23 protein-coding genes are annotated in these 22,932 nt (G+C 57.7%); 17 read left to right on the forward strand and 6 right to left on the reverse strand.

The window, feature by feature from the left end; genetic code table 11:
- Positions 1-67: 67 nt before the first annotated feature.
- From FGO67_RS09195 to FGO67_RS09205, 3 genes are all read right to left on the reverse strand, one after another.
- The gene (locus FGO67_RS09195) at positions 68-358 is read right to left on the reverse strand and encodes a PilZ domain-containing protein (protein WP_203300427.1); all 291 of its coding nucleotides are present in this window, start codon (positions 356-358) and stop codon (positions 68-70) included.
- 4 nt (positions 359-362) lie between these two features.
- Positions 363-1,034 carry a TIGR04211 family SH3 domain-containing protein gene (locus tag FGO67_RS09200; RefSeq protein ID WP_203300428.1) on the reverse strand — a complete coding sequence of 224 codons (672 nt, stop codon included), beginning with the start codon at positions 1,032-1,034 and terminating at the stop codon, positions 363-365.
- A 125-nt stretch (positions 1,035-1,159) separates the two neighbouring features.
- Entirely contained in the window at positions 1,160-1,459 is a 300-nt protein-coding gene (locus tag FGO67_RS09205) for a YciI family protein (protein ID WP_203300429.1), read from the reverse strand.
- A gap of 120 nt (positions 1,460-1,579) precedes the next feature.
- Between FGO67_RS09205 and FGO67_RS09210 the strand changes: the two genes are divergently transcribed.
- Positions 1,580-2,458 carry a PHP domain-containing protein gene (locus tag FGO67_RS09210; protein WP_203300430.1) on the forward strand — a complete coding sequence of 293 codons (879 nt, stop codon included), beginning with the start codon at positions 1,580-1,582 and terminating at the stop codon, positions 2,456-2,458.
- Here the strand turns inward: FGO67_RS09210 and FGO67_RS09215 are convergent.
- Together FGO67_RS09215 and rne are read right to left on the reverse strand one after the other, a co-directional pair.
- Positions 2,455-2,997, reverse strand: coding sequence for a YecA/YgfB family protein (locus tag FGO67_RS09215; RefSeq protein WP_203300431.1), 543 nt, complete (start codon positions 2,995-2,997; stop codon positions 2,455-2,457). The genes FGO67_RS09210 and FGO67_RS09215 overlap by 4 nt on opposite strands.
- Before the next feature lie 3 nt (positions 2,998-3,000).
- Complete coding sequence (gene rne / locus FGO67_RS09220; protein WP_203300432.1) at positions 3,001-6,267, reverse strand: ribonuclease E; 3,267 nt, start codon at positions 6,265-6,267, stop codon at positions 3,001-3,003.
- Between the two features lie 594 nt (positions 6,268-6,861).
- Between rne and rluC the strand changes: the two genes are divergently transcribed.
- The 3 genes from rluC to FGO67_RS09235 are packed head-to-tail and all read left to right on the forward strand — an operon-like array spanning position 6,862 to position 9,698.
- On the forward strand, positions 6,862-7,968 hold the full coding sequence (gene rluC, locus FGO67_RS09225) for a 23S rRNA pseudouridine(955/2504/2580) synthase RluC (protein ID WP_203300433.1): 1,107 nt from the start codon (positions 6,862-6,864) through the stop codon (positions 7,966-7,968).
- Positions 7,969-8,616, forward strand: a complete 648-nt coding sequence (locus FGO67_RS09230) for an HAD family hydrolase (RefSeq protein WP_203300434.1) — start codon at positions 7,969-7,971, stop codon at positions 8,614-8,616.
- 38 nt (positions 8,617-8,654) lie between these two features.
- Positions 8,655-9,698, forward strand: a complete 1,044-nt coding sequence (locus FGO67_RS09235; protein ID WP_203300435.1) for a S49 family peptidase — start codon at positions 8,655-8,657, stop codon at positions 9,696-9,698.
- Positions 9,699-9,719: 21 nt separating this feature from the next.
- Here FGO67_RS09235 and FGO67_RS09240 read toward each other — a convergent pair whose 3' ends face one another.
- On the reverse strand, positions 9,720-10,316 hold the full coding sequence (locus FGO67_RS09240; RefSeq protein WP_203300436.1) for a Maf family protein: 597 nt from the start codon (positions 10,314-10,316) through the stop codon (positions 9,720-9,722).
- Positions 10,317-10,479: 163 nt separating this feature from the next.
- Between FGO67_RS09240 and FGO67_RS09245 the strand changes: the two genes are divergently transcribed.
- From FGO67_RS09245 to putP (FGO67_RS09305), 13 genes are all read left to right on the forward strand, one after another.
- Positions 10,480-11,034 carry a YceD family protein gene (locus tag FGO67_RS09245; protein ID WP_203300437.1) on the forward strand — a complete coding sequence of 185 codons (555 nt, stop codon included), beginning with the start codon at positions 10,480-10,482 and terminating at the stop codon, positions 11,032-11,034.
- A gap of 81 nt (positions 11,035-11,115) precedes the next feature.
- Positions 11,116-11,295 carry a 50S ribosomal protein L32 gene (gene rpmF, locus FGO67_RS09250; protein WP_203300438.1) on the forward strand — a complete coding sequence of 60 codons (180 nt, stop codon included), beginning with the start codon at positions 11,116-11,118 and terminating at the stop codon, positions 11,293-11,295.
- A 25-nt stretch (positions 11,296-11,320) separates the two neighbouring features.
- Positions 11,321-12,340 carry a phosphate acyltransferase PlsX gene (gene plsX, locus FGO67_RS09255; protein ID WP_203300439.1) on the forward strand — a complete coding sequence of 340 codons (1,020 nt, stop codon included), beginning with the start codon at positions 11,321-11,323 and terminating at the stop codon, positions 12,338-12,340.
- 136 nt (positions 12,341-12,476) lie between these two features.
- Positions 12,477-13,415 (forward strand): ACP S-malonyltransferase, encoded by a 939-nt coding sequence (fabD, locus tag FGO67_RS09260; protein WP_203300440.1) that lies wholly within the window; start codon positions 12,477-12,479, stop codon positions 13,413-13,415.
- 15 nt (positions 13,416-13,430) lie between these two features.
- On the forward strand, positions 13,431-14,174 hold the full coding sequence (gene fabG, locus FGO67_RS09265) for a 3-oxoacyl-ACP reductase FabG (RefSeq protein WP_203300441.1): 744 nt from the start codon (positions 13,431-13,433) through the stop codon (positions 14,172-14,174).
- Positions 14,175-14,306: 132 nt separating this feature from the next.
- Positions 14,307-14,540, forward strand: a complete 234-nt coding sequence (gene acpP / locus FGO67_RS09270; protein WP_012136033.1) for an acyl carrier protein — start codon at positions 14,307-14,309, stop codon at positions 14,538-14,540.
- A gap of 130 nt (positions 14,541-14,670) precedes the next feature.
- On the forward strand, positions 14,671-15,918 hold the full coding sequence (fabF, locus tag FGO67_RS09275) for a beta-ketoacyl-ACP synthase II (RefSeq protein WP_203300442.1): 1,248 nt from the start codon (positions 14,671-14,673) through the stop codon (positions 15,916-15,918).
- Positions 15,919-15,926: 8 nt separating this feature from the next.
- A complete protein-coding gene (locus tag FGO67_RS09280; protein WP_203300443.1) occupies positions 15,927-16,742 on the forward strand; it encodes an aminotransferase class IV in 816 nt (271 codons plus the stop codon).
- Between the two features lie 5 nt (positions 16,743-16,747).
- Positions 16,748-17,815 (forward strand): endolytic transglycosylase MltG, encoded by a 1,068-nt coding sequence (gene mltG / locus FGO67_RS09285; RefSeq protein WP_238942316.1) that lies wholly within the window; start codon positions 16,748-16,750, stop codon positions 17,813-17,815.
- Positions 17,815-18,450 (forward strand): dTMP kinase, encoded by a 636-nt coding sequence (gene tmk / locus FGO67_RS09290; protein ID WP_203301161.1) that lies wholly within the window; start codon positions 17,815-17,817, stop codon positions 18,448-18,450. Before mltG ends, tmk begins: the two co-directional genes overlap by 1 nt.
- Before the next feature lie 39 nt (positions 18,451-18,489).
- Positions 18,490-19,269 (forward strand): AraC family transcriptional regulator, encoded by a 780-nt coding sequence (locus tag FGO67_RS09295; protein WP_203300444.1) that lies wholly within the window; start codon positions 18,490-18,492, stop codon positions 19,267-19,269.
- A gap of 159 nt (positions 19,270-19,428) precedes the next feature.
- The gene (gene putP / locus FGO67_RS09300; RefSeq protein WP_203300445.1) at positions 19,429-20,919 is read left to right on the forward strand and encodes a sodium/proline symporter PutP; all 1,491 of its coding nucleotides are present in this window, start codon (positions 19,429-19,431) and stop codon (positions 20,917-20,919) included.
- Positions 20,920-21,283: 364 nt separating this feature from the next.
- Positions 21,284-22,777: a sodium/proline symporter PutP gene (gene putP / locus FGO67_RS09305; RefSeq protein WP_203300446.1), complete on the forward strand. Its 1,494-nt coding sequence runs from the start codon at positions 21,284-21,286 to the stop codon at positions 22,775-22,777.
- Positions 22,778-22,932 lie beyond the last annotated feature (155 nt).

The following is a 22,932-nucleotide window of genomic DNA, read 5'->3' on the forward strand; positions in this document are numbered from 1 at the left end:
GGGACAAAGAAAAACGGCGGCCATTGGCCGCCGCTTTTCGTTCTGATGCTTTTTTACGCGTGACTTTTTAGCGCGTCACTTCGCTGATATTCGTGCCCAGCAGGAAGCCGTTGCCATCCGGCTCGCACCGAATCACCTCGCACACGGTTTCCAGTGGTGGAAACTGATCACTGCTGGGGTGCAACACGGTCTGCAGCTCTTCACCGGCCTCGACCTCCTGCTCAACGTAGATCTGCATGCCCGCGGCGCTCAGGTCACGGCAGACGCCCTTAAAGCGGTTGCCACGGCTGTCGGTAATCTCAATTTCCGAATTCACCTGCATGCGGTGAAAGTCACGCTTCTCTGAATAATCCTTCATGACATCAGGCCCAGTTGTCGGTTTTTCTTGTTGGTTTCAGCATCGGAATGATCAGCGCCAACAGCACGCCACCGAGCACCAGTCCGGCGCCCAGGAGCATGAAATCAGATTCCTTGCTGGCTTCCAACCGCTCGTTTTCAGCGGTCAGTACTTCGAGATCGTTGCGGATCTTCTGGTTTTCTTCCCGCAGTTCGCGGTTGCGGCGCTCCAGGTTGATGGAGTCTGCGGCAATGCTCTTGATGCGCTGAAGTTCTTCCTGAAGCGTTTCTGAACGTTCAGACAGGGATGCTTCAGCGTTTTCCAAGGCATTGCGCTGCTCAGTGGTTTCGGACAGTTCCTGCTTCAATGTGGACAGCTCGCTGCGGGCCTGCTCCAGTTCGCGGTTGGCGCGCTTCAGGCGATCGGCGGCGATGGGGGCGTCGCTCAGGTACTGGCTGGAAACCCAGCCTTCCGTGCCTTTCGGAGTGCGAACCCGGGTGTAACCTGAATCGGTGGTTTCCAGCACCTCCAGTGGGGTGCCGCTGGGAACCGCGTTTTCGATGATTCGAAACTGCGTACCGGCACCGGCTCGAACCGGCAGGTAAAGCTGGTCGTCAACCCAGACGGTTTTGGCCTGGGCCACGGCCACAGAGGACACAACGAAAAGTACACTGATAAGCAGGCGGAAAGGCGTCACTGGATACGATCCCTGAGTTAGACGATTAAAAAGCGGTCATTGTTCAAAGGCGCAATTTTGTCATAGATGGTCGGTCGTTCAAGCGGGCCAGCATTACAATAAACTCATGGACTGGCTTCCGGCACCTACGGCAGCACGGCCTTGAACGGTTTAACAACGACTTTCTCATAGACCCCGGCTTCGATGTACGGGTCGGCGTCGGCCCAGGCTTGAGCGGCCTCCAGCGAATCGAATTCGGCAACCACCAGACTACCGCTGAAACCGGCATCGCCGGGATCGGGAGTGTCGATGGCGGGGTGGGGGCCAGCGACCAGCAGGCGACCCTCGGCTTTCAGGGCGTGCAGACGCTCAAGGTGCGCAGGTCGGGCAGATTGGCGCATGGGTAGGCTGTTTTCAACGTCTTCGCTGATGATGGCGTAATACATTCCACTCTCCGGTTGGTCGCCAGTCCAACTGGCAACAAGATCTGACACACGATCAGGGCATGGCTGGTACACTGGTAAGCGAACTGGCGCCTTTGCCAACCACCTGATTCAGGATTTTTAGTGACTATACCGCAAGACCTTGATTTGTGCATTGATCTGCACTGCCACAGCACCGCCTCTGACGGCGCCTTGTCACCGACTGATCTGGTGAGCCGGGCAGCGGAGCGAGGCGTGACCCACCTGGCACTGACTGACCACGACACCATTGCCGGCCTGGCTGAGGCTCGTAGCGCCGCCGCCGAGCAAGGGCTCGAGATCATTTCCGGTATCGAGCTGTCCTGCCTGTGGAAGAGCCGCACTATTCATGTGGTTGGTCTGGATTTCGATTCTGAGAACCCTGTGTTTCAGCAAGCGCTTGAGCAACAGAATGAAAACCGGTGGGCGAGGGCGCGGATGATTGCTGATCGTCTGAGCAAGCTGAAGGTGCCTGATCTTTTGGAGCGGGCGACTGCCGCATCAGGTGGTGACGTGCCGGGTCGGCCTCATTTTGCCAAGGTTCTGGTTGAAGCAGAAGTCGTCAGTAATCCCGCTCAGGCTTTCAAGCGCCATCTGGGTGCTGGTAAGCCCGGTGATGTGAAAGCCTACTGGCCGGAGTTGTCTGAGGTGGTGCAGTGGATCAATGATGCTGGTGGGATTGCGGTACTGGCGCACCCCCGCAAATACCAGCTTACCGCGACCAAGCTGCGGGACCTGACCGCGGACTTTCGGCGCACGGGTGGGCGGGCTATCGAGGTTTCAACCTCAGGCCAGTCCAGTGGCGACCTGGGCTTTCTGGTGGAGTTGTGCCGCCGTGAGCAGTTACTAGCCTCCCAGGGCAGCGACTTCCACTTCCCAGGGCCTGCCTGGTGTGAGCTGGGCCGTATAACGAAAATGCCAGACGGGCTTGAGCCGGTCTGGCATTATTTCAAAACCCCTGTGGGCGTGCCCGCACCGGTTTAATCCGGTGCGTGGAACAGCAGATACAGGTCGGTCAGAGAATCCGGAATAGCATCCGCCATTTGCCGTGACAGCTTCTCGCTGTTACGAACGTTCTGGAAATCCTCGTCTTCGAATAACCCGGACAGCGTCAGCATCGGAACCAGCAAATCTGCGGTCTCTTCCTCGCTGGCTGCTTCCAGCCATTCCTCTTCACGCTCCAGGAAGGTGTCAACAAACCCGGCGCACCAGTTTTCCAGTGCGTTCATCGGGTCGCCGTCTTCTGGCTCTGGCAATTCCAGGGCCTGGCCCATATCCAGGGCGTGGGCCATGGCCGAAGCCAGTTGCTGAACGCAGCGACGGAAGACTTCCGGAACCCCGCTATCTGGCACCGTCTGGACGCCAGTCGCGAGGCGGAAGATTTCTTCCGCGCTTAGTTCTGCCGGGCCGACCACGCTGGCGCAGACGACACCGTGAAAGCCGAAGAAGTCCAGGGCGTCTTCGCCCCAGGGCTCGGCAAACAGGATGTCTTCCAGCGCATCAATGTCGGAATTGGATAGCATTCTTTAATTACTCCCGGCTTTCTTGGCCTCTTCCGCGGCGCGTTGGCGCTTACGGACTTCTCTTGGATCATTGTAGGCACGGCCCGGTGTCACCGGAACCTCAGCGGTCGGCTTGGACGCGGCTGCGGCCTTTTCCTGATCCGCTGCGGCCACTGAAGGAGCAGGCTTGGCAGTTTCCGGCTTGGACTCTGCTGCCGCAGGCTTCGGCTCAGGAGCCTTCTCTGCGGGTTTGGCTTCAGCCGTCTTTTGCTCGGGTGCCTTGGCAGCTGCTTCCTTCTGAGCGGGCGCCTTTGGCTCTGCCGGGGCTGCCTTGGCGGCCTCTTGCTCAGGCTTTTTCTCTTCGGCCGCTTTTTGCTGGGGCGATTTCTGCTCCGGAGCCTTCTGTTCAGAAGTCTTCTGCTCTGCCGCTTTCTGGTCCGCACCTTTTTCCTGGGCGGCTTTCTGCGGGGCAGGTTTCTGCTCAGTGGTCTTGGCCTCTGCTGCCGGCTTCTGTTCTGCCGCAGGTTTGGCTTCCGGACTTTGCGCCGGCTTGGCTGTGTCAGCCTTCGCCGCGGGCTTGTCCGCTTCTTTGCGGTCTGCGGCAGGGCTGGTTTGCTCGTCAGCCTTGGCTGCCTTGGCTGCCTTGGCCTGCTTCACCGGAGCTTCCTGGGCTGCCTCGGCCTTGGCTTCCGCCTTGGTCTCGGGCTTGTCTGCAGCCTTCGGCTCTTGAGTGCTTTCAGCCTTGGCCGGCTGGGCGTTTTCAGCTTTAGCTGCAGGCTTCGCGGTGTCGGCCTTGGCTTCTGGCTTAGTCTCTGACTTAGCCTCTGCCTTGGTTTCTGCCTTAGGCTCAGCTTTGGCTTGCTTCGGTGCGCCGGTATCCTGAGCTGGCTGGCTTTCGGCCGCCTTCTCCGGTGTGGCCTTATCGCGCGGCTTCTGGCGACCTTCGTCAGCTTTCATATCCTGCTTGCCATTATCGGCGGCTTGCTCAGGCTGAGTGTCCTTCTGGTGCTTCTCGCTGCGTGACGCCTTGCGGTCGACTGGAGTAGAAGCCGGAGTTTCAGACGGTGAACCATCGCGGCCACGCTGACGACGAGGCTTGCGGCCTTTCTCTGCTGAACCACCTTTGTCGGCAGAGGCGCCTTTGTCAGCGTTGGCTGGTTTCTTGCCATTATCCTGCTGAGCTTTCTGGTCCTTCTGCTCCTGCGCTTCTTTCTGCTCGCGCTGGGGCTTGTTGCGACCCTGGCCACGACCACGGTTTTGATTGTCCCGACGGCCATCGCCACCTTTGTTGTCGCCGCCGCGGTTATCAGCGCCTTTGCTTTCACCGCTCTTGTCGGCTGCAGGGCGTTTCTGGGCGTTGCGGTTCTGGTCGTCGCCGCGGTTGCGTCCACGGCCACGGTTGTCGTCACCACGGCCTTGCTGGCCGCCCTGGCGACGATCACTGCCGCTGCGGTTGTTACCACCGGAGCGCTGGTCGTCACGGGCTACGCGGGATTTGCGACGGTCTTGACGACCCTGGTTCCGGCGATCTTCACGGGCAGCCTTGTTCTTGTCGCGGCTCTCTTCGGTCTGAGTTTCTTCATCACTGAAGAAGCCAGCGATCTTGCGACCCAGACGGCGGAACAGGCCTTCTTCCTGCTCTGACGTCTCGGCGGCCTTCTCTGTAGGTGCCGGGGCCGGCGCGCTCGGGCGGATGGCCTTAACAGCAGCCTGTTCGCGAGCCGGGCGCTCGGGAGTCGGTGCTTCAAACACTTCTTCCTCACGCACGCTGTATTCCTGGGCCACCTGGTGGCTGGCAACGTGCTCGGGCGTGGTTTCGTCCTGACGCATTCTCAGAATTTCAAAATGCGGTGTTTCCATGTGCGGAACCGGTACCACAACCACGCTCACTTCCTGGCCTGCTTCGATGTCGGCCAGCTGCTTGCGCTTCTCGTTCAGCAGGAAGGTCGCCACGGAGACAGGAACAACGGCACGAACTTCGCCGGTCTTCTCCTTGGAGGACTCTTCGTAGATCAGGCGCATGATGCTCAGTGCCAACGACTCGATGCCACGAATAGTGCCCTGGCCTTCACAGCGCGGGCAGACTTCGCTGCGGGTCTCGCCCAGAGAGGGGCGCAGGCGCTGACGGGACATCTCGAGCAGTCCGAAGCGGGAGATCTTGCCGACCTGAACTCGGGCGCGGTCAATTTCCAGTGCTTCGCGGATCTTCTGTTCCACTTCACGCTGGTGCTTGGCCGGCGTCATGTCGATGAAGTCGATAACGATCAGGCCGCCCATGTCACGCAGGCGCAGCTGGCGGGCGATTTCTTCGGCCGCTTCCAGGTTGGTCTGCAGTGCGGTCTCCTCAATGTCGTGACCCTTGGTGGCACGGGAGGAGTTGATGTCGATGGATACCAGGGCTTCGGTCGGATCAATGACGATAGAACCGCCGGATGGCAGCTTCACTTCACGCTGGAAAGCGGTCTCGATCTGGCCTTCGATCTGGTAACGGCTGAACAGTGGGATTTCATCCTTGTACAGCTTGATCTTGTTCTCGAACGTGGGCATCACGGCGCGGACGAAATTCAGGACGTCCTCGTAGACACCGTTGGAGTCGATCAGCACCTCGCCGATGTCCTGGCGGAGGTAATCGCGCACGGCGCGGATGATTACGTTGCTTTCCTGGTGGATCAGGAAGGGCGCTTTACGCTCGCCGGCGGCCTGGGTAATGGCTTCCCAGAACTGCACCAGGTAGTCCAGATCCCACTGGAGTTCTTCGGAATTGCGGCCAATACCGGCGGTACGCACGATGATGCCCATGGACTTGGGCACCTGAACGTCGTTCATGGCTTCCTTGAGCTGAGCTCGCTCTTCGCCTTCGATGCGACGGGAAATACCACCGGCGCGGGCGTTGTTGGGCATCAGAACGAGGTAGCGACCTGCGAGCGAGATGAAGGTGGTCAGGGCCGCGCCTTTGTTGCCGCGCTCTTCTTTATCAACCTGGACGATCACTTCCTGGCCTTCGGCGACCACGTCCTTGATGTTGACCTTGCCTTCGATCTGGCCCGGCGATTTCTTGAAGTATTCTTTGGAAATTTCCTTCAGGGGCAAAAAGCCGTGGCGCTCAGCGCCGAAGTCGACAAAGGCGGCCTCAAGGCTGGGCTCAACGCGGGTAATGCGGCCTTTATAGATGTTGGCTTTTTTCTGCTCGCGGGAACTGGATTCGATATCGAGGTCGAACAGACGCTGGCCGTCGACCAGGGCTACGCGCAACTCTTCGGGATGAGTTGCATTGATGAGCATTCTTTTCATGGAAAGAAGAAGTTCCTGTCGTTTAATTTTGACAGAAAACCGTGAGGGGTCGCATCAGCGAAGCAGGATGTGCGTGCCGCGGGACTCTTCTACATCAAGAGCAAACCGGCGGCCAGACGAATCAGACCCTTATGGGGTGCGATCCTATTGGTCTTAGACCACCGACAGTCTGGCCACCTGTGGGCAGCGAGAGGTCGTGTAAAGTTGATGTCTGTTGACGCATATAATCCGTTTTCAGGTTCACTCAGGTGCCTGGGTCTCACGTCGTATTCGTAAGCTGGACGGCCCGGCCCTGGGTGGCAATGATTCTTCGCGATGTCGCCCGTCGGTTTTCCGCACGGTTTTATTACTCTCCCGGAAGCAGGGTGCAGCCGTCATCGGTCTGTCCTGGGGCTCCGGGAGCATTTTCTCCGCCGTTGCCCGATAGTGATTGGGCATGCGGCGTTCAAACTCTCGAATAGTGTCGGTATACTTCTGCCGCTCCGGCTTCTGACTAGAGTCTGTCAGGCCGTAGACAAACAACAGAGCACGCCGGAATATAACAGTATTCGGGTGGCCATTCAATGATGCAAACACCTGTCCTAAAGGAATTCTATGCCCCGCAAGCCCGCGCGCAGAAAACCCGCCGCAAAGCGTCCGGCAAAAGCTGCCACCCCTCGGGCCAGGGATGCCGCGCGCAAGCCGGCGAGCACCGGGCGCATCGGCACTGACCATCGCCCGAGCACTGAGCGTAACACTGAGCATAAAGAGGTGCGTCAGGGGGTCCAGATGGTCGTTGTCGACGAGGACAACGAGGGGCAGCGGGTTGATAATTTCCTGTTGGCGCAGCTACGCGGCGTGCCCAAGAGCATCATCTACAGGGTGGTTCGCAAGGGCGAGGTGCGCGTTAACAAGGGTCGGGTAAAGCCCGATACCCGATTGAAAGCCGGTGACCAGGTTCGTATTCCGCCGGTGACCCGCAAGGAAAAGCCGGCCCAGGTAGAGCCGGGCACCCGGGTTCAGGGCGTCATGGAAGCTGCGGTGGTGTTTGAGAATGAGCAGATGCTGGTGGTTAACAAGCCCTCTGGCATTGCCGTTCACGGTGGCAGCGGGCTCAGTTTCGGCTTGATTGAAGTGTTGAGGTCGGCGCGCCCTGACTCCCGTTTCCTGGAGCTCGTGCATCGGCTCGATCGGGACACCTCTGGCCTGGTGATGGTCGCAAAGAAGCGTTCGGCTTTGCGTTTTCTGCAGGACGAATTGCGCCATAAGCGCATCCGAAAGCACTATCACGCCCTGGTGAGTGGTCATTGGTCGACCTCGGTAAAGCGGGTGGAGGCTCCATTGCTGCGCTATGAGATGCCTAATGGCGAGCGCCGGGTGAGGGTCGATGAGGCCGGCAAGGAGTCGCTGACGCTGTACCGCTGCCTGCAGCGTTATGAGGGTTATAGTCTGGTGGAGGCGTCTCCGGTTACCGGTCGAACCCATCAGATTCGCGTGCACTGTACCTGTCAGGGTCATCCGATTGCCGGTGACGACAAGTATATGGATGATGTAAGCCTCAAGGCCTTCCGTGCTGTTGGTGGTCAGCGGCTTATGCTTCATGCCCGGGCGCTCGAATTCAGTTTGCCGGATACCGGTGAGCCGATGCGTTTGGAGGCACCCTACGACGATGCATTTGCGGATGTGCTCAAAATTGTGGAAGCGCGCAACAGGAACCAATAAATGAAGGTCAAGGTAGTCATATTTGATTGGGACGGGACCCTGGTGGATTCCGTGGAGCACATCGCCGAAAGCCTGCATCAGGCTGCGACCGAGTTGGGTTATCCGCAACTGGAACGGGAAGCATATCGGGACATCATTGGCCTCGGAATGATTGAGGCGCTTGAGAAGCTCTACCCGGGTATCAGTCGGGAGGAGATGAACACCATTCGCGAAGGCTACGGTCGCTACTTCTTTAGCAAGGTGACCACCCCCCAGAATGTTTTTGCCGGCATGGCCGATGTGGTGGCCGATATTCGTGGTGCTGGTCTCGGCTGTTCGGTGGCGACCGGCAAGAGCAGGCGTGGCCTGGATATCGCACTGGATTCCAGTGGCCTCGGTTCGCACTTTGATACTACCCGTTGTGCCGATGAAACCCGGTCGAAGCCCGACCCCACCATGCTGGAGGAGATTGTCCGGTTTTACGGCATCGATCCCTCCGATGCGGTAATGATCGGCGATACCCGCTACGACCTCGACATGGCGCAGCGGATTGGCATGCCGTCCATCGGGGTGGAGTGGGGCGTGCACAAGCGCGATGTGCTCGGCGACTACTCGCCGCACGCCATTGTCGATACGGTGCCGGATCTTCGTAAGGTGCTGGGGCTTTAACGCCAGTTCTATTTGAACGTTGCTGACAGGATGTATGCATGACTGACTGGGATTCCGATAATAACCCTGATTGGGGCGACAAGCCGGTGGAGCAAGAGGGTGGTGGCAAGCCCAAGGCCGGGCGAAAGACGCCAAACCTGCCTCCCGAGTCCGGGCGAGACTGGAAGCTGATCGAAAAGCTGGTGATGTCGCTGCAGTCAGAGCAACGTCGCAGTCGTCGCTGGGGGATATTCTTTAAGTTCCTGACTTTCGGGTATCTTTTCTTGCTGCTTTTTATGCTCAAGTTCCCGCTCGGCGATACCCTTGATTCGGCCACCGGCAAGCACACCGCTCTGGTGGAGATTAACGGTCCGATTGCCGCTGACGAACTGGCCAGCGCCGACAATATCGTTGGCGCGCTCCGCACGGCGTTCGAAGAAAAGAATGCAGTGGCCGTGGTGCTTCGCATCAACAGCCCGGGCGGAAGCCCTGTGCAGTCCGGCTACGTTTACGATGAGATCAAGCGCTTGCGGGAAGAATATCCGGAGAAGAAGGTTTACGCCGTGATTTCCGATGTCGGTGCCTCAGGCGCCTACTACATTGCCTCCGCTGCCGATGAGATCTATGCCAACCGAGCCAGCCTGGTGGGGTCCATCGGGGTTGTGGCCGGTGGTTTTGGTTTCACCGGGGTGATGGAGAAGCTGGGCGTTGAGCGTCGGTTGTACACCGCCGGCGATAACAAGGCGTTCCTGGATCCGTTCTCGCCGGAGCAGAAAGAAGAGGTGGTCTTCTGGCAGGGGGTGCTGGAAAACACCCATAAGCAATTCATCGAGGCGGTGAAAGCTGGCCGGGGCGATCGGCTGGCGGATGATGAGCGTCTATTCAGTGGTCTGATCTGGAGTGGTGAACAGGCCCAGGAGTTGGGGCTCATTGACGGGCTGGGCAGCTCCTCCTTTGTAGCGCGGCAGATCGTAGGCCAGGAAGACCTGGTGGACTACAGCCGGCGCAAGTCGCCGCTGCAGGATATTGTCGATCAGCTTGGCGTTGCCTTTGGTGAAGGGTTTGCCGGCCAGATGCTGGAGTCCCGGCTGGAGCTGCGCTAATGCCCGCTATTGGCCCGCTGCTTAGCGGGTCAGTAGTGGGTTGAGTCCCCAGTTTCTCAGCATGTCATTCAGCGCGATCAGGGGCAGGCCGATCAGGCTGTTCGGGTCGCGCCCCTCCATAGCTTTGAACAGCGCGATGCCCAAGCCTTCCATGCGGAAGCTGCCGGCGCAGTCGTAGGGCTGTTCTTTGAGCAAATAGCCTTCAATTTCTTCCGCGGTCAGATTCCGGAATTGCACGGCAAACCGCTCGCAATGGGTTTGTGAGCGGTCTGTGTTTGGGTCGAGCAGGGTCAAGCCGGTCAGGAATTGCACGGTCTGGCCGCTGCTACGCTGCAGTTGGCTGATGGCTTGCTCGTGATTGCCTGGTTTTGCCAGCAGGGTGCCGTCCGGCAGGCAGGCCACCTGGTCCGAGCCAATGATCCAGTGGTGGGGGTATTGGTTGGCCAGGGCGCGAGCCTTGGATTCCGCCAGGCGGATGGCCAGTTGCTCCGGGCTTTCATCTGTTCTGGGGCTTTCGTCGATGTCGGGGCTTGCGGTCTCGAAAGGCAGGCCGAGGCGCTCCAGCAGGTCCCGGCGGTACGGGGACGATGAGGCAAGAAGTAGGGGGTGTGATGACATCAGGCGGTTCCTTGTGTGGCTATTTGCGACTAAGGGTTGTGACGAATGGGGCAGTTGCCGGAAGTGGGTTATCGTAAGATACACCTATCTGCACCGGAACCCCCGGGCAAAAGGCAACGAAGTCTTTGACACCAGAGGGCTGCGCCCCTAAAATTGCGCGCCTATGTCAAATGCGTCACACGCCGAGTTACCCAAATCTGTCGATCCTTATCGGTTGGCGGAGCAGAACACCACGCTGGAGGGAGACGTTCCCCTCAGTGCGTTGACTCGTTTCCGAGAATCGGTTCTTGGCGTTGATGAAGGGTCTGTGTGCAACGTAAAGCTGTCCTTTTATATGGATGCGCAGCGTCGTCGCATTGTCTCCGGTGAGCTTGAGGCTGTGGTCAGCCTTGAGTGCCAGCGTTGCATGGGTGACATGCGTACAACGCTGAACTCCCAGTTTGCGCTGGGGTTGGTAACCAGCGATGAGCAGGCGCAACAGCTGCCGAAAGATCTTGAGCCGTTCCTGACGGATGACTTCAGTGCTGAATTGTGGTCAATGGTTGAGGACGAGCTATTGTTGGTGCTGCCGGCATTCCCGCTCCATGAGCGCAGTGAGTGTCCAGCCCGCGAAGACCTGGAAGCCTACGAGCCAGACGGATCTCCGGCGCAGCCGGACGAGCCGAAAAAAGAGAATCCCTTCAGCGTGCTGGCGGATCTCAAGAAAACGAAACACTAAGCAGGTGCTGGCTCTGATTTGGAGTCTGCGCTTTACACTGAACACACGTTTTATTTACGTAAACAGGTCAGGAGCATAATCATGGCTGTACAGAAAAACCGCAAGACTCGTTCCAAGCGCGGCATGCGTCGTTCACACGACGCGCTGAGCACTGCCGCTCTGTCCACCGATCCAACAACCGGTGAAGTTCATCGTCGTCACCACGTCTCTCCGGACGGCTTTTACCGCGGCAAGCAGGTAATCGAAGCAAGCGACGAGTAAGTCAGTTGCGATCAGGCACCGCCCAATGACAGATGGAGCAACGGTGAACCCCGTAACCATCGCCATTGATGCCATGAGCGGTGATCGCGGAGCTGCAGTGGTGGTCTCCGCGGCGCTTGATGCGGTGCGCGAAAACGAAGCCTTGAGTATCGTTCTGGTTGGAATACGGAGCGAACTTGAGGCTTTGTTGCGTGAAGAGCATGCGAGAATTCGCATTGTTGAGGCCGCGGACGTGGTGCGCATGAATGAGCGCCCCTCTCATGCCCTTCGCCACAAGAAAAGTTCCTCCATGGCTATCGCGCTCGGACTGGTCCGGGATGGCGAAGCTCAGGGTTGTGTCAGCGCTGGTAATACCGGGGCGCTGATGGCGTTCGGTCGCTCACTGATCCGAATGTATCCAGGCATCGAACGGCCGGCGATCTCCAAGTTGATTCCCTCCCTTCGTGGTCGTTGCCACGTTCTCGACCTCGGCGCCAACGTCGATTCCACGGCTGAAAATCTCTATCAGTATGCGCTGATGGGCTCTCTGATGGCGTCTGCCATGTCGGGGCAGTCCGAGCCGCGCGTGGCGTTGCTGAATGTCGGTGAGGAGGAGATCAAGGGCAATGAGCAGGTGCGCCTTGCCTCTCACATGCTGGCCCAGTGCGATACTCTCAATTACATCGGTTACGTCGAAGGCAGCGATCTTTTCCGCGATGTTGCAGATGTCGTTGTTTGCGATGGCTTCGTTGGCAATATCGCGCTGAAAACCGGTGAAGGTGTCGCTGGTCTGTTGATTGAGCTGATGGAGCATGCCTTCACCAAGACGCTCTACGGCCGTTTTGTCGGCCTGATGGCGCGTCCCATTATCGGTCGCCTGCTGCGGCTGATGGATCCGTCACGTCACAATGGCGCAAGCCTGCTGGGGCTCCAGGGAGTTGTCATCAAAAGTCATGGCAACGCTAACGAGCGTGCGATGCTGGCGGCCATTCGCCAGGCGGTGCGTGAGGTGGAACTGGAAGTCCCTCGTCGAATCAACGAGCGCCTCGACGACCTGATGCTCTAAGCTTTTGCGCCATCATTCTCCTCAGTCTCTGAGACTAAAGTCTGTCCCGTTTTTGATGTGTATTCGCGGATAATTGGCCTAACTTGTACTATTGGCTAATCTCCCGTAACACCTCAATGACGTTAAGATCTTTACTATGAAATCAGCCTTTATTTTTCCCGGTCAGGGGTCCCAGTCAGTCGGCATGCTGTCAGCGGCAGCCGAGGCGTGGCCTATTGTCAACAAAACCTTTGCCGAGGCATCCAATGCCCTTGGCTACGACCTGTGGCAGCTGTGCCAAAAAGGTCCTGCGGAAGAACTTAACCAGACTATGGTTACCCAGCCGGCGCTTTTGACAGCCAGTGTCGCCTTGTGGCGCCAGTGGCAAGTGGCGGGTGGTAGTCGGCCCAGCTTCGTGGCGGGCCATAGCCTGGGTGAATACAGCGCGCTGGTTGCGGCCGAGAGTCTCGATTTTGTCGACGCGGTCAAGCTGGTTCGCCTGCGTGGCGAGCTGATGCAGGATGCGGTGCCGGCCGGTGAAGGCAAGATGGCAGCAATTCTCGGCCTTGAAGACGACGACGTGGTGGCGGCTTGTGCCAGTGCGGCCAATGGCGACGTGGTTTCAGCGGTTAATTTCAATGCCCCTGGGCAGGTTGTGATTGCAGGTTCGGCCGTTGCCGTTGAGCGCGCCATTGAAGCCTGTAAGGAAAAGGGCGCGCGCAAGGCAATGCCGCTGCCGGTCAGTGTGCCGTCGCATTGTGCGCTGATGAAAGGTGCCGCCGACGAGCTTGCGGGTGAGCTGGAAGATGTGCGCTTTAACGACGCTGTCATACCCGTTATACAAAATGTTAACGCCGTCGCCGAGACAGATTCCGATACACTCAAGGCCAATTTGCTGAAGCAGCTGTATTCCCCGGTGCTGTGGACCGATTCGGTAGGCACTCTGGTTGATAGCGGAGTGTCGGTTGCAGTTGAGTGTGGCACTGGTAAGGTGCTGGCCGGTTTGATCAAGCGAATTGATCGTAGTCTGGCTGTTCACAGTATCGAAGAGCCGGATTCACTGGCGAAAGCGCTGGACGCATTCAGTCAGTTCTAAAAAAGGGAGTTATACATGTCTTTGGAAGGCAAAATCGCACTGGTCACCGGTGCAACTCGTGGCATTGGCAAGGCCATTGCCCGGGCCCTGGCAGAGCAGGGTGCCGAAGTGATCGGTACGGCCACCAGTGCTCAAGGTGCCGAAACCATTTCCAACGATCTCAAAGCCGCGGGCCTGAAAGGCTACGGTATCGTGATGAACGTTGCCGAAGCCGAAAGCGTTGATGCCGGGTTGAAAGAAATTGCCAGTACCTCTGGCGCGCCACAGATTCTGGTCAACAATGCCGGTATCACCCGCGATAACCTGCTGATGCGCCTGAAGGAAGACGATTGGGCGGCGGTTCTGGAAACCAACTTGTCCAGCGTGTACCGCACCAGCAAGGCGGTGCTGCGTGGCATGGCCAAAGCCAAGTGGGGGCGGATTATCAACATCAGCTCCGTGGTGGCTGGCATGGGCAATCCCGGGCAGGGTAACTACTGCGCTGCGAAGGCGGGCGTGGAAGGCTTTACCCGTAGTCTGGCCAAAGAAATGTCGAATCGGGGTATTACCGCCAACTGCGTGGCTCCCGGGTTTATCGACACCGATATGACAAAAAAACTGGACGACAAGCAGCGTGAGACTATGCTGGAAATCATACCCGCGGGTCGTCTGGGTGAGCCGGAAGAAGTGGCAGCCGTGGTTGCCTTTCTGGCGTCAGATGCAGCCGGATACGTGAGTGGCGAGACCATTCACGTTAACGGCGGAATGTACATGGGATAGACTGGGGCGGCTGCTTGTACGCAAGCCCTTGTCACACAACATGTTTGACCGAATCCCTGCTTGTTTGCGGGTGGGGTTTAAATTAAACTTGCAGCACAAAGTTGCTTGGTTGACACATAAAGTGAGGACATTATGAGTACAGTTGAAGAGCGCGTGAAGAAGATCGTTTGTGAACAGTTGGGCGTTAAAGAGTCCGAAGTTCAGAACTCATCTTCTTTTGTAGAGGATCTTGGCGCTGACTCACTGGACACCGTTGAGCTGGTAATGGCACTGGAAGAGGAATTTGAAACTGAAATTCCCGACGAAGAAGCCGAGAAGCTGGCCAGTGTTCAGGACGCGATTGACTACATTGTCGCGCACACCTGATACTCTGCAGTAGTTAAAGCCAGGCAAGAAGCCGTCCTTGTTACTAAACGAAGGGCGGCTTTTTTATTGGTTGGAATTCAGGTTCAATCGGTGATCGGACGCACTTGTAAAAGGATCGGGTGAAGGGGTTATGAGTAAACGACGGGTTGTCATCACAGGCATGGGTATGTTGTCTCCCTTGGGAAACGACGTAAAAAGTTCCTGGGAAGGCGTGCGTGAAGGCCGCAGCGGCATCGGTAATATCGAGCGCTTTGACGCTTCCGAGTACAACACCCGGATTGGAGGTGCCATCAAGGACCTCGACCTCGAGCCCTGGCTGTCCACCAAGGAAGCCCGAAAGCTTGATGCCTTCATTCACTACGGTTTGATTGCCGCCCAACAGGCCGTCGACGACAGCGGCCTGGATGATTACGACGCACTGGATAAAGACCGGGTCGGTATCGCCATTGGCTCTGGCATTGGTGGTCTGGAATACATTGAAAAGAATGTGCTGACCATGGATAAGTCGGGGCCGCGCAAGGTGTCACCGTTCTTCGTTCCCGCCTCGGTGATCAACATGATTTCCGGCAATGCCGGGATTCGCTTTGGTTATCGTGGTCCTAACATTGCCATCGTCACGGCTTGCACCACGGGCACTCACAATATTGGCTACGCGGCCAGAACCATCGCTTACGGTGATGCTGATGTGATGCTTGCCGGTGGCTCCGAGATGGCAACCACCCGCACCGGGATTGCCGCGTTTTCTGCTGCCCGGGCATTGTCCACGCGCAACGATGAGCCCGAGAAGGCGAGCCGGCCCTGGGATCGCGAGCGCGACGGCTTTGTTCTGAGTGACGGTGCTGGTGTGGTGGTTCTGGAAGACCTCGAACACGCCAGGAAACGCGGTGCCACCATTTACGGTGAGGTGGTCGGCTTTGGCATGAGCGATGATGCCCACCACATCACCGCTCCGCCTGCGAGCGGGGAGGGTGCTGCCCGTTCCATGCAAAATGCCCTGCGCGATGCTGGTCTGAGCCCGGATGAGGTTGATTACATCAACGCCCACGGCACCTCCACTCAGGTTGGCGACGTTGCTGAAGTGGCGGCGGTGAAATCCGTCTTTGGCGATCACGCTGAAAAACTGGCCATGAGCAGCACCAAATCGATGACCGGACATTTGCTGGGCGCCGCCGGTGCCGTTGAAGGCATTTTCTCCGTTCTGGCAATCCGCGACGGCTTGTTGCCGCCGACCATCAATCTGGACAACCCCGATGAGGGGTGTGATCTGGATTTTGTGGCTAACAAGAGCCGCAAATCAGACGTTCGTGTCGCACTCTCCAATTCCTTTGGCTTTGGCGGTACCAACGGCACGCTGATTTTCCGTCGCTACGAAGACTGAGCCGGCTCATGCTCAATCTGTTCTGGGCGGATGAAGGCGGACTGCCGGCTAATGACCGGGGTCTGGCCTACGGTGATGGTCTGTTTGAGACTGTCCGGATGCAGGGGCAGCAGGGCGTTCTGCTGTCGCGGCATGTCATGCGCCTGGTTCGTGACGCCGCGCGGCTGGGAATTGTGGTGTCGCGTGTGGAACTTAGTGATGTGTGCGCCCAGGCAGCACAGCGCTGGGCCGACAGCTTTGACAATGGCTGGGTGCTGAAGCTGATTCTGACCCGGGGTGCCGGTGGGCGTGGTTATCGCCCCGATGACAGCATGCGCCCAAACCTGCTGGTATCTGCGACCTCGCTTCCGCCTGAGCCTGATGCCGAAGGTGTGGTGGCGGATTTTTCCCGAGTACCGCTGTCGGTCCATCCGATGTTTGCCGGTATCAAATCCCTCAATCGACTCGACCAGGTAATGGCCGCCCGTGAACTGCACGACGGGCTCTTTGAAGTGATTATGTCGAATCACGACGGTTACCTGGTTGAAGGCACACGAACCAACTTGCTGCTCAAGACCCGGGATGGCTGGGTAACACCGCCGGTTTCATCACTGGCCGTGGCCGGTGTCATGCGGGAGTGGTTGCTGGAGCGTCTGCGTGAGCGCGGCGAAACTGTGCTGGAGCGGCCGCTGGCCATTGCCGATTTGACCGGTCCCCGCTGCCAGGGGCTTTTCCTGCTCAACAGTGTGTTTGGCCTGGTTCCGGTGCGGCGTCTTGCCGATCAGGATTTGCCTGTCGATAACGGACTTGCGACAATCGTTCATCCCCACGATCTACTGGAATAATTCCCTTGCTCAAGAAGTTACTGACAGCCTTGGTTTGCGCAATTGTATTGATAGCGGCAGGTACCGGACTCTGGGCCTGGCAGGGCCTGCAAACTCTCAAGCAACCCTTGGCCCTGGATGAGCCGGTGCTGTTCAGCCTGCCCAATGGCACCGCCTTTGGGCAGGTGGCGCGCATGCTTGAGCAGGAGGGCCTGATTGAGCAGAGCCTGTGGCTACGGGTGCATGGCCGCCTGTACCCCGAGCAGGCAAGGATCAAAGCCGGGGAGTACGAGTTCACCAACGGCATGACCCCGCTGGATATGCTTACCGCTATGGTCGCCGGTGATACCAAGCATTGGTCAGTGCAGTTCATTGAAGGCTGGACCTTCAGTGACATGCGGGCGGCCCTGGCGCGCACTGAACGCCTGGAGCAGGTGACCAGCGACTGGACCGAGGCGGAAATCATGAAGGCCGTCGGCGCCGAGGGCGAGCATCCGGAGGGGCGCTTCTTCCCGGATACCTACTTGTTTACCAGCACCGAATCCGACCTGGATCTGCTCCGGAGGGCGTTCGACACCATGGAAGCCGCTCTGGAGGAAGAGTGGGCCGAGCGTGAGCCGGATCTGCCGTACAGTTCGCCTTACGAAGCACTGATCATGGCTTCTATTGTTGAACGCGAAACCGGCGCGCCCCATGAGCGCGATCAGGTGGCCGGGGTGTTTGTGCGCCGTTTGCAGAAAGGTATGCGACTGCAAACCGATCCAACCGTAATCTACGGCATGGGTGATAGCTACAAGGGCCGTATCGGCAAGCGCGACCTGCGTACTCATACCCCGTACAACACCTATCGCATTGACGGCCTGCCGCCGACTCCAATTGCGCTGCCCGGCCGGGAGGCGATTCACGCGGCGCTGCATCCGGACGACGGTGATGCACTGTATTTCGTCGCTCGTGGCGATGGCACCCACAAGTTTTCCCGAACACTCGCGGAGCACCAGAAAGCCGTTCGTGAGTTCCAACTCAATCGTCGTAAGGACTACCGTTCATCGCCGGCGGCCCAGAGCGATTCGAACAGCGACAACGGAGGTTCATGATGACCCAACGCGGTCAGTTCATTACCTTCGAAGGCACTGAGGGCGTGGGTAAATCCACTCAGCTGACCAACGCGGCAGATACCCTGAAGGGGCTGGGCGTCGATGTCGTGGTTACCCGGGAGCCGGGTGGTACACCGATGGCGGAATCTATCCGCGAGCTGTTGTTGGCGCCTCGGGACGAGGCGGTGGACGAGACCACCGAACTACTACTGATGTTCGCGGCCCGGGCCCAGCACCTTAATACCCGTATCCTGCCAGCTCTGGAGCGAGGGCAGTGGGTGCTTTGTGACCGCTTTACCGACGCCACCTTTGCCTATCAGGGCGGTGGGCGCGGAGTGTCATCAGAACGCATTGCGATGCTGGAGAGCCTGGTGCAGGGCGATGTGCGGCCGGATCATGTCATCTTGCTGGATGCCCCGGTTGAAACTGGCATGAAGCGGGCGCGCAGTCGGGGTGATCTGGACCGGTTTGAGCAGGAGGCGGTGTCGTTTTTCCAGCGCATCCGTGATACCTATCTGGGCCGCGCGCAGGCTGACCCTGAGCGCTACAGCGTGGTGGACGCCTCCGCCTCGCTTGAGCAGGTAACGGCTGCCATCCGTGACCTTGTGTGCAAGTTTCACTCAGATCTGCTTTAATTGCTTAATATTATCAATTATTAAGGTGCGCTTGCGTCTATGCTGGATGCTCGACTACTGAAGCTTCCGACCACCTCTCATCAGCATTGCCACGAGCACCACCAGATTGTTGTGGGGGTGAGAGGCGAGGCTGTCGTGAGTGTCGACGGCAAGGGATCCCAGTTAGACACATGGAAAGCCTGCCTGGTGCCTACGGGGGCTTGGCACGATTATCGTGGTGATCAACAGAATCACGTGCTGGTTATAAACCTTAATCCTGCAACCCCTATGACCTCTACCTCTGCCCATGCAGATTACGAGCAGATGGTGCGGGTATTTGAAAAGCCACGCACGGTGCATATGGATAGCCGAATGCAAGGGATGGTTCAGTTCGCGGCGAGTGAATTCGACCGTTCCCCGGGCAATGCAACACTGCACGGACACCTGGCGGCCAGTATCCTGTATTGCATGGCGGATCGGATCGTGGATCCGAAGGTTTACCCATCCAATCGCCATAGTCTCAGCCTGGGCGCCATTGAGCGTTACATCGTCGCTAATCTGCACCGGAAAATTTCAGTGAAAGAGTTGGCGGACGAGGCCTGTCTGGGTGTGAGCCGTTTTCATGAGGTCTTTCGGGACGTGGCTGGCATCACGCCCCATCAGTTTCTGCTCCAGATTCGTCTTGATCAGGCTGTGAATCTGCTGGCGTCAACATCACTTTCTGTCTCGGAAATCAGTTATCGGGCTGGTTTTTCGTCTCAAAGCGCCCTGACAAATTCGCTGCGAAAACACAAAGGCATCACGCCGGCTAAATTGCAGGCATGTGGAGACGTTGCCTGAGTGGGTACAGTTCGCAGCTGACGGACTCGTTGTAGTTGGGGCGATGCTCGTCGAGAAGGCATTCAAGGAAACAAGAAGAACGGCATAGTGGCTCGCCATCAGAGCGACCAAGTGCTTATCGAGCGGATAAAATCCGACTCATATAACTGGAGGAGCGTTATGGCTATTGGTGTTTGGATCAGTCTATTTGCTTACTTTGCGGTCATGATCGCCATTGGCGTTTATGCGATGCGCACATCTACGTCTTCATCGGAAGACTACATGTTGGGTGGTCGATCGCTCAGTCCCAAAGTTGCGGCTCTGTCTGCCGGCGCTTCGGATATGAGCGGCTGGTTGCTGCTTGGGCTACCGGGAGCTCTGTATGTTTCTGGCCTGGGGTCAGCGTGGATCGGCATAGGCCTGCTTGTCGGTGCTTTCTTTAACTGGACTCTGGTTGCTCCCCGTCTTCGTGAGCAGACTGTTCACTACGGTAACGCCATCACGATTCCATCCTTCCTGGCGAATCGGTTCCCGACCCAGGCGCTCTCCCTGCGTACTGTGTCTGCGATTGTTATTGTTATTTTCTTCGCGGTATACACGGCATCGGGACTTGTTGCCGGTGGCAAGCTGTTTGAAAGTGCTTTTGCTGGCATTTTCAACTTCGGAGGCCTGAGTGATTACGCAGTCGGGATCGTGATTACCCTGGGTGTTGTGCTGGTGTACACGGTTGTGGGCGGTTTCCTCGCGGTGAGCATGACCGACTTTGTGCAGGGCTGCATTATGATGCTCGCGCTGGTGATCATGCCGCTTGTAGTGCTCTTTGGTGAAGGCGGCGGCGGATTCGCCCAAGCATCACAGACTCTGAATGAGGTTGACCCCAATCTGCTGTCCTGGACGGAAGGCTTAACCATTATTGGTTGGTTGTCAGCGGTCACCTGGGGACTGGGCTATTTTGGCCAACCGCACATCATTGTGCGTTTTATGGCAATCCGCACACTGAAAGACGTCCCGACGGCACGTAACATCGGTATGAGCTGGATGGCGATTTCGCTGATTGGTGCGGTCTCTCTTGGTATCTTTGGCCGGGCGTATGCAGTGCGTAATGGTATGGATATCCAGGATCCGGAAACGATCTTCATCATCCTGTCTGATTTGTTGTTCCACCCGCTGATCACCGGCTTCCTCTATGCGGCACTGTTGGCAGCGGTCATGAGCACCATTTCCAGCCAGCTGTTGGTGTCATCTTCCTCGCTAACAGAAGATTTCTATCGTCTGTTCCTGCGTAAGGAAGCGAGTGACCGAGAGTGCGTTAACGTTGGTCGGCTTTGTGTCGTGCTGGTTGGCCTGGTGGCTGCCGTCATCGCATCTGATCCCAACTCTCAGGTGCTGGCGCTGGTCAGTAACGCCTGGGCAGGTTTCGGCGCCGCCTTTGGTCCGCTGATTATTCTGTCGCTGATGTGGCCGCGCACTAATGGTGCTGGCGCCCTCGCAGGTATGATCGCCGGTGCCGGAACGGTCATGATCTGGATTTCGCTGGGATGGAACGGTGAATTCATGGGTGGCCCAGGCGTTTATGAGATCATTCCAGGGTTCATCGCTGCGTGGGTAGCTATCATGGTGGTTAGCCTTGCAACTGCTGATGCTGGCGAATATCAGGCGATTTCCCGCTAACGCGGTGCGTACATTGTTCTCTTAGTAACGAATGAAAGGGCTCCTGCGGGAGCCCTTTTTTGTTGCCGGGATTCATCGGCGCACGATGCCTTATCGGTTACGTTTTTGGTGAAAAATGACCTGAGTTTTAAAAAAACTCGGCGTTTTGGACGATTTATCAAAAAGATCGTAGGATTTTGCAAGCCTGTGATCAGTAGTAATACTAACGTACGCAGGTCTGTAACTTACCTTGGAGCGTGGTCTCGCTCCGTTACGGTTTTGAGTTCTTTGGGTTGTCCTTTCCATCCTGTATCCAGGGTGCGGAAGGAGAGCCGTTCCAAAACCAATAATAACTAACCCAGATAGCGCACCGGGAGAAAACGAAATGATAGGAAACAGTGTTGGGATAAGTATTACCTTCCTGGCCTACATTCTGCTAATGCTAGGCATTGGCTATGTGGCCTGGAAGCGTACCTCGAATTTGTCCGATTACATCTTGGGCGGCCGGAGTCTTGGCCCCCTGCCTTCTGCGATCAGTGCCGGTGCGTCCGACATGAGTGGTTGGCTGTTGCTGGGGTTGCCGGGCTATGCCTACGCCGCCGGCTATGAGGCCATCTGGATCGCTGTTGGCCTGTTGGCGGGCACCTGGCTGAACTGGCTGTTCGTTGCCAGCCGTTTACGGACATATTCCCTGTCCGCCGGCGACTCGCTGACACTGCCATCCTACTTCGAGAACCGCTTCAGTGACACGAGCCGCGTCCTGCGTGTGGTGTGTGCCTTCTTCATTCTGATGTTCTTCTTGTTCTACACCAGCTCCGGTCTGGTTGCAGGTGGCAAGCTGTTTGAAACGGTCTTCGGTCTTGATTACACGATTGCTGTGATTGTCGGCACCGTCGCTGTGGTTTCGTACACCTTCTTTGGTGGCTTCCTGGCGGTAACCTGGACTGACGTCATCCAGGGTCTGCTGATGTTCGCCGCGCTGTTGCTGGTGCCGATTATGGCCATTAATGCCGACGGCGGCTGGAGTGCAACCACCGCAGCGATGGAAGCGAAAAACCCAGAGTTCCTGGACGCCTTCACGAGTACCGATGGTACTGCGCTGGGTATTCTCTCAATCCTGTCCCTGCTGGGCTGGGGTCTGGGCTACTTTGGTCAGCCGCACATTCTTGCGCGCTTCAAGGCCATCCGTAGTGAGGATGACGTGCCAGCGGCTCGCCGTATCGCAGTAACCTGGAGTGCTTTTGGTCTGCTGGGCGCTCTGCTGTGTGGTTTCGCTGCCATTGGCTACTTCGAGACACCGCTGGAAGACGGTGAGCGTGCCTTCATGCTGCTTGTTGATGCATTGTTCCATCCGGTGATTGCCGGTGTTCTGCTTGCCGCCATCCTGGCAGCGATTATGAGCACCGCCGATTCCCAGCTGCTGGTGTCCTCATCAGCCCTGGCGGAAGACTTCTACAAGGCGCTGTTCCGCAAGGAAGCATCCCAGGAAGAGCTGGTATGGGTAGGTCGTCTGGCCGTGGTTGGTATCGCGATCATCGCCTGTATTCTTGGTCTTAATCCGGACAGCAAGGTGCTGGAGCTGGTTTCTTACGCTTGGGCTGGTTTCGGTGCGGCCTTTGGTCCGGCCCTGATCCTGTCGCTGTTCTGGCGTAACATGACTCGCAATGGTGCTATTGCCGGTATCGTTGTTGGTGGTGCCACCGTGGTGATCTGGGGCAACATGTCCGGCGGCCTGCTGGACCTGTACGAGATTATTCCGGGCTTCATCCTGGCGACCATTGCCATTGTTCTGGTTTCCAAGTTCGGTGATAAGCCGCACGCGGAAATCCTGGCCGGCTTCGATAAGGCCATCAAAGCGCGTTACCACAACCTGCCGTGACGGCTGGATCTGGCCTCTGGCTAAAAAGCCGGGGCCAGATTGGTAGGCACAAAAGCCCTCGTCATTCGTGACGGGGGCTTTTTTTTTGCTTGCGGGCCGGGCGCTGCCCCGGAACGCTCTAATACATAGGTCGAAGGCGGCGCTGTGTTGCTGGC

Source organism: Marinobacter sediminum (assembly GCF_016820575.1).
GTDB classification, from domain to species: domain Bacteria; phylum Pseudomonadota; class Gammaproteobacteria; order Pseudomonadales; family Oleiphilaceae; genus Marinobacter; species Marinobacter sediminum.